Annotated in this window: 9 protein-coding genes and 2 pseudogenes; 5 read left to right on the top strand and 6 right to left on the bottom strand. The window is 71.2% G+C overall.

Annotation, left to right across the window (positions count from 1 at the left end):
- Window positions 1–24: 24 nt before the first annotated feature.
- Window positions 25–576 carry a hypothetical protein gene (locus tag ABB07_RS08775; RefSeq protein WP_244189279.1) on the top strand — a complete coding sequence of 184 codons (552 nt, stop codon included), beginning with the start codon at window positions 25–27 and terminating at the stop codon, window positions 574–576.
- Window positions 577–590: 14 nt separating this feature from the next.
- Here the strand turns inward: ABB07_RS08775 and ABB07_RS41970 are convergent.
- The 3 genes and pseudogenes from ABB07_RS41970 to ABB07_RS08755 form a co-directional block, all read right to left on the bottom strand.
- Window positions 591–1,661: pseudogene (locus ABB07_RS41970) on the bottom strand (IS630 family transposase).
- Between the two features lie 588 nt (window positions 1,662–2,249).
- Window positions 2,250–2,552 (bottom strand): annotated as a pseudogene (locus ABB07_RS08760) (DUF4352 domain-containing protein); the annotation flags it as partial.
- Window positions 2,553–2,640: 88 nt separating this feature from the next.
- Complete coding sequence (locus tag ABB07_RS08755; protein WP_208898189.1) at window positions 2,641–3,558, bottom strand: D-alanyl-D-alanine carboxypeptidase family protein; 918 nt, start codon at window positions 3,556–3,558, stop codon at window positions 2,641–2,643.
- 152 nt (window positions 3,559–3,710) lie between these two features.
- Here ABB07_RS08755 and ABB07_RS08750 point away from each other — a divergent pair, with 152 nt between their 5' ends.
- The 3 genes from ABB07_RS08750 to ABB07_RS08740 are packed head-to-tail and all read left to right on the top strand — an operon-like array spanning window position 3,711 to window position 8,833.
- Window positions 3,711–4,769 (top strand): DUF6215 domain-containing protein, encoded by a 1,059-nt coding sequence (locus tag ABB07_RS08750; RefSeq protein ID WP_208898188.1) that lies wholly within the window; start codon window positions 3,711–3,713, stop codon window positions 4,767–4,769.
- Window positions 4,770–4,814: 45 nt separating this feature from the next.
- A complete protein-coding gene (locus ABB07_RS08745; protein ID WP_208898187.1) occupies window positions 4,815–6,278 on the top strand; it encodes a 3' terminal RNA ribose 2'-O-methyltransferase Hen1 in 1,464 nt (487 codons plus the stop codon).
- Window positions 6,275–8,833 (top strand): polynucleotide kinase-phosphatase, encoded by a 2,559-nt coding sequence (locus tag ABB07_RS08740; RefSeq protein WP_208898186.1) that lies wholly within the window; start codon window positions 6,275–6,277, stop codon window positions 8,831–8,833. The genes ABB07_RS08745 and ABB07_RS08740 overlap by 4 nt, the downstream gene beginning before the upstream one ends.
- Window positions 8,834–8,953: 120 nt before the next feature.
- On the opposite strand, the gene ABB07_RS08735 is transcribed toward ABB07_RS08740, so the two are convergent.
- From ABB07_RS08735 to ABB07_RS08725, 3 genes are read right to left on the bottom strand one after another with little or no spacing between them, the layout of a single operon-like run.
- A complete protein-coding gene (locus ABB07_RS08735) occupies window positions 8,954–9,844 on the bottom strand; it encodes an NAD(+)/NADH kinase (protein ID WP_208898185.1) in 891 nt (296 codons plus the stop codon).
- Complete coding sequence (locus ABB07_RS08730; protein ID WP_208898184.1) at window positions 9,841–10,002, bottom strand: hypothetical protein; 162 nt, start codon at window positions 10,000–10,002, stop codon at window positions 9,841–9,843. The genes ABB07_RS08735 and ABB07_RS08730 overlap by 4 nt, the downstream gene beginning before the upstream one ends.
- Complete coding sequence (locus tag ABB07_RS08725; protein WP_208898183.1) at window positions 9,999–11,210, bottom strand: SPFH domain-containing protein; 1,212 nt, start codon at window positions 11,208–11,210, stop codon at window positions 9,999–10,001. Before ABB07_RS08725 ends, ABB07_RS08730 begins: the two co-directional genes overlap by 4 nt.
- Window positions 11,211–11,353: 143 nt before the next feature.
- Between ABB07_RS08725 and ABB07_RS08720 the strand changes: the two genes are divergently transcribed.
- On the top strand, window positions 11,354–12,577 hold the full coding sequence (locus ABB07_RS08720; RefSeq protein WP_208898182.1) for an arginine deiminase: 1,224 nt from the start codon (window positions 11,354–11,356) through the stop codon (window positions 12,575–12,577).
- The last annotated feature ends 43 nt before the right edge of the window (window positions 12,578–12,620 follow it).

Genomic DNA, 12,620 nt, shown 5'->3' with positions numbered 1-12,620 from the left:
GTGGCGCCGGTTACGTTGCTGGGCATGACAAGTTGGATCAACTGCGGCGTCATAGCGTGGCTGGAAGAAGACTGGGGTGGGGACGACGAAAGCGTCCTGGTCTACTTCAAGGGGACCGGCCTGGCCGCCATGGCCGATGGCCTGTCCGCGCACGACCGGCCGCCGTTCGCCTACGGCAACGGCACGGCACCCGGTGACTGGGGCGTGATCGTTCACCACATGTTCAACCCATCTCGCGGCGACTTCGACGAGATCGACTACCGCGAGCTGTGCCCCCAGGGCGCTGAACTGATGGTGTTCGTTCCCAACCCGTCCATTGCCCAGGCCCACCGGCCCAAGGCGTACCACTACAAGGACGGCCAGATGTCGTCCTGCATCGACTACGAAGGCCCCGACTACGTCGGAGACTACTGGCCCAACAAGATGGCCTCCCTCATCACGGCGGCCGGACTGGACCACGAGAACGAGACCTACGAGGAGCAGCTGACCCAGCTGATCTGTGACCACCTGGGGCTGCCCCCACTGGATCGTGACACCATCACGGTGGACCGCGACCTGGTGGATTCCTACTTCTAGGAGATCTTTACCCGTTACGGAGGTTGGAAATCGAGCGCGGTTTTGGCGATGAGTCCCTCGATGAGGCGGGGTCGGTACTGCATCCGTTTCAGCCGCCTCTTCACCAACGCGGTGAGCTGGTCGAGGCTGTGTTTGGTGAAGTTGGCCGCGGCGACCTCTTCAGGTGTGGCGCCACGCCCTCGACGGGGTTGAGTTCGGGAGCGTACGGCGGCAGTTGGTAGACGGTCAGCCTAATCGGGCATCGATCAGCTCGTGCATGTTGCGGCTGACGTGCGTGTTCAAGTTGTCCCACACCAAAACGAGGGGGCCGCCGAGCTGCTGGTGCGCGGCATCCAGCAGGCGGGCGTAGTCGGTCTCGGTGAAGCCCTTGCGGCGGCCCCTGGCGGGACCACGGTCGAGGTGGATGCGGTAGATCAGCCGAGGCCGATGACCGTCTTTGGTGCAGATCAGCGCCGCCAACGAGACGCGTTTGGTGCCCGCGGCGGTGACCCGCACCACCGGGGTGTGACCCCGGCGGCCCCAGGTGCGGCCCTTGGGCGGCCTCAGGCCCTGGCCGGCTTCGCCCTCGAAGCAGACCCAGGCGCCCAAGTCCGCCGCCCTCTTTTTATGACGGGCCACTGCTCGTCCTTCCAGGCGGCGATCTTCGCCTCGTCCCGCTCGGTGGCCTTACGGGATGGGACCTGCACACTCCAGCCGATGCGGTGCAGCAACAAGTCCAGCCCGGCCAGGGTGTACTCCACGCCGAACCGGCGGCGCACGATCTCGGCGATCCTCACCGGCGTCCGGCACTGGTCACTCCAGCCGCACGCGGCCGGGCCAGCATCCAACACTGTCTGCAAGACGCGGAGTTGTTCCGGGGCGAGCTTGCAGCGGGCGCCACCAGGGACCTTGGAAGCCAGGGCCTGCCGACCGCCCGAAGCCAACGCCCGCCGCCAGCGATTCGCTGACACCCGGGTCACCCTGAATCGCCGGGCCACCTCCCAGTCACTGGCCCCAGCTTCGATCAGGTCGGCGGCAGCGAGCCGGACTCTCTCACGCCGAGCCCGTTCCTCGGCCGTCAACCCACCGCCATCGGGATACCTCATCCTCCCGGCATAGCGCGTCCCACTACATCGAGCCCCGAAATCCACGTTGAGATGGGGAAAGAGACGAGCGTTGTACACAGGCCGGTGCCGACCGTACGCAGCAGCACCACACCTACAATGGCGGAGGCACGCGATGACTGTGCGCCGTCCCTTTTCACGAGTCCGACGGCAGCGGAGAGTGATGCGATGATGGCTGCCGTGGTGAACAGACTGGTCTGCGCACGCGCAAGCCTTCGAGTTTCTCGTTTAGGTGCTTCATCCGGGCCTGAACCAGGGAGGCGGAGGTTCGAGTCCTCCCGTCCCGACAGATCAGCGTCTCCATAGGAACGCAGCAGCGCCGGTCACTGCGCTGGACACGAGCGCCAGGAACCGCACCGAGATCCGATCAGAGGTGGCGTGGAAGCCGCCGATGCGAAGTTCGAAGTAGGGCCTGGAACGTGTTGTCTGTGGCATCTGTGTACCTCCCCGCCTGAGGGGCTGGTGATGCAGAAGCCCTGCATGATCCCATTTTGCGCTTTTAAAGGCTCTTTGCACGCATGACACAGCCCCGCCGCGGAGGAGAGTTCCTGCGACGGGGCTGCAGTCGCTTTACGCCGGAGGCTTCACCTTGAACGCCGCATTGGCATTCGGGTCTTCGGTGTACGTGGAGCTCACGACTCCACCCCGCCGGCCGACGTCGAGGATCAGCTTTCCTGTGACGGCCTGGCCCGGCTTGTAGTCCGTGTCGACGTCCGCGCCCTCACCGACGCCTTCGAGCGTGGTCGCGTCCTGCGCGGCTGTCGACGAGTCCTCCCACTTGAGGTTTCCGTACGTGTCGACGTGGGCCGGCGTTGTGCCGGCGTTCTTGAACGTGAGCGTAAGCGCCACGTACTGGCCCTTCGGCTTGTTGGTCGTTCCGACCTCCGCGGGTCGTCGCCGCCGAGCGGTACGGCGGGCGAGGGCCGCCGCCGTGTGGCACGGTGGCGGTCCCGTGCCCGGATCAGCCGTTCTGTGCGAAGCCGTAGTCGAGGATCTTCGCCGCGTCCTGGAAACGCTGGTCCACCGAGGTGTCGGCGAGGACCGTGCCCACGATCGTCCGGCCGCCCCGGGTCGCCGCGAACACCAGGCAGAACTGTGCCTCCGGCCCGGAGCCGGTCTTCACGCCGATCGCGCCCCGGTAGGTGTTGAGCAGCGTGTTGGTGTTCGTCCACGGGGCCATCGTGTGCGTGCCGCCGCCCGGCCGGTAGGACTGCATGTCCTTGTACACCTTGATGCCGACGACCTTCTTGAACGTCGCGTTCTTCAGCGCGACCCCGGCCAGCTTCGCCAGGTCGCGCGGCGAGGCGTAGTTGTTGCCGTTGGACACCCCGTCGAAGGAGTCGAAGTGGGTGTTGGCCAGGCCCAGTTCACGCGCCTTGCCGTTCATCCTGGCGATGAACGACGTGGTCCGCTGGGCCGTCGTCGCCCCCGTGCCGTAGGTGTCCGCGAGCGCGTAGGCCGCGTCGCAGCCCGAGGGCAGCAGCAGCCCGTACAGCAGGTCGCGCACCTTCATCGAGTCGCCGAGGATCAGGCGCGCGCTGGAATAGCGCTGGTTCCCCGTGGCGGGGTCGATGACGTAGTCGGTGTACTCCTTCTTGATCTTCACCTTGCGGTCGAGGTCCAGGTGCGGCTGTGACAGCACCACCAGCGCCGTCATGATCTTCGTCGTGGACCCGGTCCGAAGCCGTCCGTCCGGCGCCTTGCCGAACAGGGTCTTTCCGGTGGCCGGGTTCAGCGCGAACGCGCCCTGGGCCTGTACCTGCGGTGCCGTGGCGGCCTCGGCGGGAGCGGCCGCGAGGACCCCGGTACCGAGGACCGTACCCGCCAGTGCCGCGACGACGGCTCTCCTGCCGACGCGGGCGTGATGGCCGTGAGACATGGTTCCCCCTGCAGTCAGTGGTCGGTTGACACGCGAGTCAGTGGTCAGTGGTCAGCTGACGGTTGATCACTATGCCGTAACTGTGTACGTTCTGTGTCGGAAGTGTGGGCTCCGCCACAGCGTGATCATCCGGGTCCTGGTGAGATCGCCGGATGCTCGGTTTCCTCCTGCGCCTGCTGCCCTTCTGGGTCCGCGAGCCCTTGTTCGTCGTGATCGGCTCCGTTTTCGGCGTACGCCTCATGTATCTCGCCGTCCGCGACCACGACTGGACGCCGGCCGGCATCGGCGCGGTGTTCCTGCTGTTCACCGCCATACGCGTCCACACGATGGTCCAGGCGCTGCGCGCACGCCGGAACCCGGACACCCCGGCCTGCGCGCCCGCGGTCGGCACGGCGGCCATGACGGCCCCCCAGGCCCAAGCCCAGGCTCAGCCTCAGCCTCAGCCTCAGCCTCAGGCTCAGGCTCACGCCCAGGTCCAGGCTCACGCCCAGGTCCCGGTCGCACAGGAGAAGGAGCACAACGCGTGGGGCCAGGCCCTCGCCGCCGTGGCCGTGTTCGGGGCGATCGGGGCCGTGCTGTGGGTGGGCCCGTACGTGCTGCCGTCCGACGACGGCACGCAGCGGGCCGCCTCGTGTCCGGGCCCGGAGCACAGCGAACTGCCGCAGGCGTACAAGGAGGCCTCCCGGCCCGTGACCGGTGACCAGCTGTGCAAGGCGCTCAACCGTCCCGACCTCGCCCGGCTCCTCGGGACGCCGGGGGAGACCGCGAGCACGGCTTCCGGCAGCAGCGACACCGCCGCCCTGACCGATGGGAAGGTCGCCGAGCCGGAGGCCGAGATCGGGTTCGACACGTACACCGTGAACCTGTCGGCCACCTACAACCACCTGTCGGTCGCCCAGTACGTGAAGCTGAAGAAGATCGGGAACGAGCAGAACGTCAAGACCCGTACGGTGCTCGGCCGGCCGGCGGTCTTCTCCTCGGACCACACCATGAAGCTGGAGATCAGGCTCGGCAGCGGCGGAAGCAACGGCGGACCCGTCGAGGAAGGTCCCCTGGCCCGGACGCTGACCGTGGCCCTCGACGGCACGGACCGGGGCGGCTACTACGACCTCACGGTGTGGAGCCAGACCGGAGCCCTCCCCGACGACAGCGCCCTGATCGACATCGCCGAGAAAGTCCTGCCGACGATCCCCGAGCGGGGCGCGCGGTGAGAAAACCGGTGGTCGGCAGGCCCTGATCCCGGAACACTCGGACGTGTGTTCCTGACGATCTCCATGCGCGGCGACGCCGCCCACCCGGCCACCGACCTCGGGTACCTGCTGCACAAGCACCCCGACAAGGCGCAGAAGTTCTCCACGTCCTACGGTACGGCGCACGTCTTCTACCCCGAGGCGGACGATCTGCGCTGCACGGCCGCGCTGCTGCTGGAGACCGATACCCTCGCGCTGGTCCGCCGGGGCAAGGGCAAGGGCCGCGGCGGAGCCCCTGACGCGGCGCTCGCGCAGTACGTCAACGACCGCCCCTACGCGGCCTCCTCGCTGCTCGCGGTCGCACTGAGCGGCGTGTTCTCCAGCGCGATGAAGGGCACCTGCCACGCCCGGCCCGAACTGCCCGGCCGGGCGAGGCCGTTGCGCATCGAGGTGCCGGCGCTGCCCGCCCGCGGCGGACCGGAGCTCGTACGGCGTCTCTTCCAGCCGCTGGGCTGGACGGTCACCGCCGAACCGGTCGCCCTGGACGCCGAGTTCCCCGAATGGGGCGACTCGCGGTACGTCCGTCTCGTGCTGGAGTCCGAGGTGCTGACCCTCGCCGAGGCCCTGCGCCACCTGTACGTCCTGCTGCCGGTCCTCGACGACGCCAAGCACTACTGGGTCTCCGCCGACGAGGTCGACAAGCTGCTGCGGGCCGGCGAGGGCTGGCTGCCCGAGCACCCGGAGCAGAAGCTGATCACCAGCCGTTACCTCTCCCGCCGCTGGTCGCTGACCCGGCAGGCGATGGAGCGGCTGGAGCTGGTGCGGCTCGCGGAGGCCGACGACAGCGAGGTGGAGGAGATCGACAACGCCGTCGAGGAGGAGACCGAGACGGAGGAGAGGCCGGCCCCGCTCGCCGTTCAGCGCAGGGAGGCGATCCTCGCCGCCCTGCGCGCCTGCGGCGCGGCTCGCGTCCTCGACCTCGGGTGCGGCCAGGGCGAGCTGGTGCGGGAGCTGCTGAAGGACGTGCGGTTCACCGAGATCGTCGGCCTCGACGTGTCCGTGCGGGCGCTCACCATCGCCGCCCGGCGGCTGAAGCTGGACCGCATGGGAGAGCGGCAGGCCTCCCGCGTCCAGCTGGTGCAGGGCTCGCTCGCCTACACCGACAACCGGCTCAAGGGCTACGACGCCGCCGTGCTCAGCGAGGTGATCGAGCACCTGGACCTGCCCCGGCTGCCCGCCCTGGAGTACGCCGTGTTCGGGCACGCCCGCCCGCGCACGGTCCTCGTGACCACCCCGAACGTCGAGTACAACGTCCGCTGGGAGACCCTGCCCGCCGGACACGCCCGGCACGGCGACCACCGCTTCGAGTGGACCCGGGCCGAGTTCCGCACCTGGGCGCGGGCGGTGGCCGAACGGCACGGCTACGACGTGGAGTTCGCGCCCGTCGGCCCGGACGACCCCGAGGTCGGCCCACCCACCCAGATGGCACTGTTCACGATGAGGACCGAGAAGGAGGCGAAGGCAGCATGACCGAGGCAACGGAGAACGCACCGCGGAACAGGGGGCGGGTCCTCCCCGTCACCGACCTCTCCCTCGTCGTCCTCGTCGGCGCCTCCGGCTCCGGCAAGTCCACCTTCGCCCGCCGGCACTTCAAGCCGACCGAGGTGATCTCCTCGGACTTCTGCCGCGGTCTGGTCTCCGACGACGAGAACGACCAGAGCGCCACCCGGGACGCCTTCGACGTCCTGCACTACATCGCCGGCAAGCGGCTGGCCGCCGGCCGCCGCACCGTCGTGGACGCCACCAGCGTGCAGCAGGACGCCCGGCGTCAGCTGCTGGACCTGGCCAGGAAGCACGACGTGCTGCCGATCGCGATCGTGCTGGACATGCCGGAGGAGGTGTGCGCCGAGCGCAACGCGGCCCGCACCGACCGGGCCGACATGCCGCGCCGGGTCATCCAGCGCCACATCCGCGAACTGCGCCGCTCGCTGCGGCACCTGGAGCGCGAGGGCTTCCGCAAGGTGCACGTGCTGCGCGGGGTGGAGGAGGCCGAGAACGCCACCGTCGTCACCGAGAAGCGGTTCAACGACCTCACCCACCTCACCGGCCCCTTCGACATCATCGGTGACATCCACGGCTGCGCCGCCGAACTGGAGTCGCTGCTCGCCAAGCTGGGCTACACGGACGGCGTCCACCCCGAGGGCCGTACCGCCGTCTTCGTCGGCGACCTGGTCGACCGCGGCCCGGACACCCCGGGCGTGCTGCGCCGGGTGATGGCGATGGTGAAGTCGGGCAACGCGCTGTGCGTGCCCGGCAACCACGAGAACAAGTACGGCCGCTACCTGGCGGGCCGCAAGGTCCAGCACACCCACGGGCTGGCCGAGACCATCGCGCAGATGGAGGGCGAGAGCGAGGAGTTCCGGGCCGAGGTCCGGCAGTTCCTGGCGGGTCTGGTCAGCCACTACGTCCTCGACGGCGGCAAGCTGGTCGTCTGCCACGCCGGGCTGCCCGAGAAGTACCACGGCCGCACCTCCGGCCGGGTCCGCTCGCACGCCCTGTACGGCGACACCACCGGCGAGACCGACGAGTTCGGGCTGCCGGTGCGCTACCCGTGGGCGGAGGACTACCGGGGCCGCGCGGCGGTGGTCTACGGCCACACACCCGTGCCCGAGGCGACCTGGCTCAACAACACCATCTGCCTGGACACCGGCGCGGTCTTCGGCGGCAAGCTGACCGCGCTGCGCTGGCCCGAGCGCGAGCTGGTCGACGTACCGGCCGAGCGGGTCTGGTACGAGCCGGCGAAGCCGCTGCGCTCCGAGGCGCCCGGCGGACACGACGGCCGGCCGCTGGCCCTGGCGGACGTGTACGGCCGCCGGGCCGTGGAGACCCGGCACGCCGGCATGGTGGCGGTCCGCGAGGAGAACGCGGCGGCGGCCCTGGAGGTCATGAGCCGCTTCGCGACCGACCCGCGGCTGCTGCCGTACCTCCCGCCGACCATGGCACCCACGGCGACCTCGCAGGCCGACGGCTACCTGGAGCACCCGGCCGAGGCCTTCGCGCAGTACGCGGCGGACGGGGTCGAGCGGGTCGTGTGCGAGGAGAAGCACATGGGCTCGCGGGCGGTGGCCCTGGTGTGCCGGGACGCGGAGGCGGCGCGCAAGCGCTTCGGGGCGGACGGGCCGACGGGGTCCCTCTACACGCGGACCGGGCGGCCGTTCTTCGACGACGAGCAGGTGACCGAGGAGATCCTCGGCCGGCTGCGCTCGGCCGTCGACAGTGCCGGACTGTGGGACGAACTGGCCACCGACTGGCTGCTGCTGGACGCCGAGCTGATGCCGTGGTCGCTGAAGGCCTCGGGGCTGCTGCGCAGCCAGTACGCGGCGGTCGGAGCCGCGTCCGGCGCGGTGTTCCCGGGCGCGCTGGCCGCCCTGGAGGCCGCCGCCGCACGGGGCACGGACGTGGGCGGCCTGCTCGACCGGCAGCGCGGCCGTGCCGCCGACGCGGCCGCGTTCACCGCCGCGTACCGGCGCTACTGCTGGACCACGGACGGCCTGGACGGCGTACGCCTGGCGCCCTTCCAGCTGCTGGCCGTCCAGGGCCGCAGCCTCGCCGGGCTGCCGCACGACGAGCAACTGGCCCTGATCGACCGGCTGGTGGAGCAGGACGGCACCGGACTGCTGCAGACCACCCGGCGGCTGTACGTCGACACCGGCGAGGCGGAGTCGGTGCGCGCGGGCGTCGACTGGTGGCTGGAGATGACCGGCCGGGGCGGCGAGGGCATGGTGGTCAAGCCGCTCGGCGCGCTGGTCCGCAACCGTGAGGGCCGGCTGGTGCAGCCCGGCATCAAGTGCCGGGGCCGGGAGTACCTGCGGATCATCTACGGCCCCGAGTACACCCGCCCCGACAACCTGGCGAGGCTCCGGCAGCGCTTCCTGAACCACAAGCGGTCCCTCGCCCTGCGCGAGTACGCCCTCGGCCTGGAGGTCCTGGACCGGCTCGCGGACGGGGAGCCGCTGTGGCGGGTGCACGAGGCGGTGTTCGGGGTGCTGGCCCTGGAGTCGGAGCCGGTCGACCCCCGGCTGTGAGCCGCCGCACGCGATTCCGGTGCCACCTGCTCCTCGCCGAGCGGCGGTACCGGCCGCCGGGGGCCGGGCGGCGGTGCTTCCCGCGCGCGTCCGGCGCCCGGCCGGTGCGTGCACCGGGAGCTAACCGACCAGCCGCAGCCGCTGCCCGCACACCCCCACCCGGACCGTCTGCCCCCAGGTGAGCTGGAGCGCGTCCGTCTCGATGCCGTCGCCGAAGGCGATGAGGCGGTCCGACTCCGCGGTGACCGTCAGCGCCGCCGAGGCCCCCAGCTCGCCCGCCACCAGGCTGGTGCCGGTGGCCGGGGACGGCCAGGCCTCGCGGACGAACCACACCAGCCGGTCCTCGGCGGGGGAGGGCAGCGGGAGCCTGCTGCCCCGCTCCTGCCACACCGAGCGGAGCCAGCCGGTCGCGCCGGTGCCGGTCCCCACCAGCACCCCGGAGGAGGCCTGGGCCTCGACGACACCCCCGTCGTCCTCGAGGCCCAGGCGGTACCGGGCGGTCTGATGACCGGGGGTGCCCAGGTAGATCTCGTTGAGTGCCAGCAGCCGCTGGGTGTCGTCGGCGACGGCCTCCACCATGGTGAGTTCGTCCACCGCGGTGTCCGCGGCCGCCAGCAGCCGCGCGGCGTCGGCCGGGCGGTGCCGTACCAGCACGCCCGGATTGCGGCCCGGGTCGGTGTCGATGCCGATGACCGGCTGGCCGAGCAGGTACTTGGCGGTGTTCGCCACGAGTCCGTCCTGGCCGATGACCACCACCACGTCCTCGGGCGCGAACAGGAACCGGTCCAGGTCGCCCCGCTCCACCCGTGCCTGCCGCCAGGTCAGCGGCACCGCCGCGGCCACCTCGGCCAGCGCGCGCCGGGCGCGCCGGTGGCGTGCGGCCACCTCCTCGATGTCCCGGCCCCGGGAGGCGAGGAAGAACGCGGCCTGGCCGTGCGTGCCGTGCCGGGCGATCAGTTCCTCGTACTCCGTGGTGCGGTGCACGAGGACGGCGCGCGGGGCGAGGCTCACCGGGCCGCTCCGGGGCCGGTGCGGGGCACTCCGGAGGACGGCCGGGCGGGCGGGAGGACCCCCGGCACCGGGGCGGACGCGACCATGGCGCTGTCGTGCGCCGGGGCGGCGCACGACACCGTGCCCCGGTACACCGGAAGCGGCCTGTGCGCGCTCACGCCCGCTCCTCGGAGCCCAGCCTCGCCAGCAGCCCCGTCAGCACGTCCGGTGAGACGGTCACGCTGTCGATGCGCGGCAGGTTCTCCGCCAGCCGGGTGGCGGTGAGCGCCCGCAGGGTCGTCGCCCCGTCGACGCCGGCCTCGGTGTGCACGCGCAGCCAGGCCGCCTGGGCCTCGGCCCGGGCCACGCCCAGCTCCCGCGCGCCCTCGGCCTCCGCCCGGGCGGCCCGTACCGACCGCACCGCCTCGGCGTCGGCCAGCAGCGTGGTGCGCGCGGCCTCGGCCTCGGCGAGCGTCCGCGACCTGCTCGCCTCGGCGTCCGTGAGCCGGAGCTGCCGCGCGGCCTCCGCCTGAGCGAGCTTCACCGACCGCTCGGCCTCCGCCTCCGCGAGGCGCACCGAGCGGGCCGCCTCCGCCTCGGCCAGCCGCACCGTCCGGGCCGCCTCCGCCTCGGCCCGTACCGCGTCCGCGGCCGCCTGTTCCTCGGCCTCGCGCCGGGCGTTGGTGCCGCACTGTTCCACCAACTGCTCCTCGCGGCGGGCGAGTTCGATGCGGCTGGCCAGTTCGTTCTCGGCGATGGTCCGCTCCCGCTCGACCGCGACGGCCCGCCGCTCATAGGTCGCCCGGTCGGCCTCCTGCTGGATCTGCTCCCGTGCCGGGGTGCGCAGGGCCCGCTCCACCTCCGGTTCCGGCCGCAGCGCCATCACCCGTACGGCGACCACCTCGATCCCGGTCGCCGGCAGCCGCGGCTCGGCGCCCAGCCCGGCCGCGACCCGCTCGCGCACCGCCGCGACCCCGTCGACCAGCGCCGCCGACAACGGCGTCCGGGCCAGCACGTCCAGCGCGTGCTGCTGTGCCGTCTCGGTCAGCAGGGTGCCCAGCTGCTCCAGCGGGGTGCCGCGCCAGGCGCCGGTGTCCGGGTCGATGGAGAAGTCCAGGCGGGCGGCGGCCGCGGCCGGGTCGGCGATGCGGTAGGTCACCGTCGCCTGGACCGACACGTCCTGGAAGTCGGAGGTCCGGGCGTGGAAGGTCATCGCCAGCTCGCGGTCGTCGACCGGCACCTCGGACAGCGCGGCGGTCAGCGGCCGGAACCAGAAGCTGAGCCCGGGACCGTCGTGCACCAGCTTGCCCGAGCGGTGGTGCCGGATGTGCGCGGTCGGTGCCCCGCGCAGATGGCGCCGGCCCAGGCGCCGGGTGATGTCGGCCATGGATCCCCCTTGCTGCCAGACCTGTTTTTCGTCATCAAGACGATAATAGCGAGTGCCGCTTCTCGTCAAGCGGACGAAAACATCAGGAGGCGGAAACGGTCGAGAAGCGCGTGAAGACGGGCGGGGACGGCCAGGATGGAGGCATGACCTACCATGTCGCCTCCGAGGCCGGGCGGCTGCGCCGCGTGATCCTGCACCGGCCCGATCTGGAGCTCAAACGGCTCACCCCCAGCAACAAGGACGCCCTGCTCTTCGACGACGTGCTGTGGGTGCGCCGGGCGCGCGCCGAGCACGACGGGTTCGCCGACGTCCTGCGCGACCGCGGGGTCGCCGTTCACCTCTTCGGCGACCTGCTCGCCGAGACCCTGGAGGTTCCCGAGGCCCGCACCCTGGTCCTGGACCGGGTCTTCCACGAGAAGGAGTACGGCCCCCTCGCCGCCGGTCATCTGCGCGCCGCCTTCGAGTCCCTGCCGGCGCGCGAGCTGGCCGAGGCGCTCGTGGGCGGCATGACCAAGCGGGAGTTCCTCCAGGCGCACGCGGAGCCGACCTCCGTCCGCTTCCATGTGATGGACCTCGACGACTTCCTCCTCGCCCCCCTCCCCAACCACCTCTTCACCCGCGACACCTCCGCCTGGGTCTACGACGGGGTCGCGATCAACGCCATGCGGCTGCCCGCGCGGCAGCGGGAGACCGTGCACTTCGAGGCCATCTACCGCCACCACCCGCTGTTCCGCGACGAGATGTTCCACGTCTGGTCCCAGGGGCAGGCCGACCACCCCTCCACCATCGAGGGCGGCGACGTCCTGGTGATCGGCAACGGCGCCGTGCTGGTCGGCATGAGCGAGCGCACCACCCCGCAGGCCGTGGAGATGCTGGCGTACAAGCTGTTCGCGGCCGGTTCGGCGCGCACCATCGTCGCGCTCGACATGCCCAAGCGGCGGGCGTTCATGCACCTCGACACCGTGATGACCATGGTCGACGGCGACACCTTCACCCAGTACGCCGGGCTCGGCATGCTGCGCTCGTACACCATCGAGCCGGGCGTCTCCGAGAAGGAGCTGAAGGTCACCGACCATCCGCCGGAGCACATGCACCGGGCGATCGCCGCCGCCCTCGGCCTCGGCGAGATCCGGGTGCTGACCGCCACCCAGGACGTGCACGCCGCCGAGCGCGAGCAGTGGGACGACGGCTGCAACGTGCTCGCCGTCGAGCCCGGGGTGGTCGTCGCCTACGAGCGCAACTCCACCACCAACACGCACCTGCGCAAGCAGGGCATCGAGGTGATCGAGATCCCGGGCAGCGAGCTGGGCCGGGGCCGGGGCGGGCCGCGGTGCATGAGCTGTCCCGTAGAGCGAGACGCCGTATAGAAATGTGGGAGGTCGTATAGACTTCCAATAGTCCCTCGTTCTC

Origin of the sequence: Streptomyces incarnatus (assembly GCF_001027185.1) — a bacterium.
Lineage (GTDB): Bacteria > Actinomycetota > Actinomycetes > Streptomycetales > Streptomycetaceae > Streptomyces > Streptomyces puniciscabiei.
This window is presented reverse-complemented; position numbering and strand designations above follow the sequence as displayed.

Coding starts and splice junctions, on each gene's coding strand:
- ABB07_RS08775 (WP_244189279.1), top strand. CDS start 25: ATGACAAGTTGGATCAACTGCGGCGTCATAGCGTGGCTGGAAGAAGAC.
- ABB07_RS08740 (WP_208898186.1), top strand. CDS start 6,275: ATGACCGAGGCAACGGAGAACGCACCGCGGAACAGGGGGCGGGTCCTC.
- ABB07_RS08750 (WP_208898188.1), top strand. CDS start 3,711: ATGCTCGGTTTCCTCCTGCGCCTGCTGCCCTTCTGGGTCCGCGAGCCC.
- ABB07_RS08755 (WP_208898189.1), bottom strand. CDS start 3,558: ATGTCTCACGGCCATCACGCCCGCGTCGGCAGGAGAGCCGTCGTCGCG.
- ABB07_RS08725 (WP_208898183.1), bottom strand. CDS start 11,210: ATGGCCGACATCACCCGGCGCCTGGGCCGGCGCCATCTGCGCGGGGCA.
- ABB07_RS08720 (WP_208898182.1), top strand. CDS start 11,354: ATGACCTACCATGTCGCCTCCGAGGCCGGGCGGCTGCGCCGCGTGATC.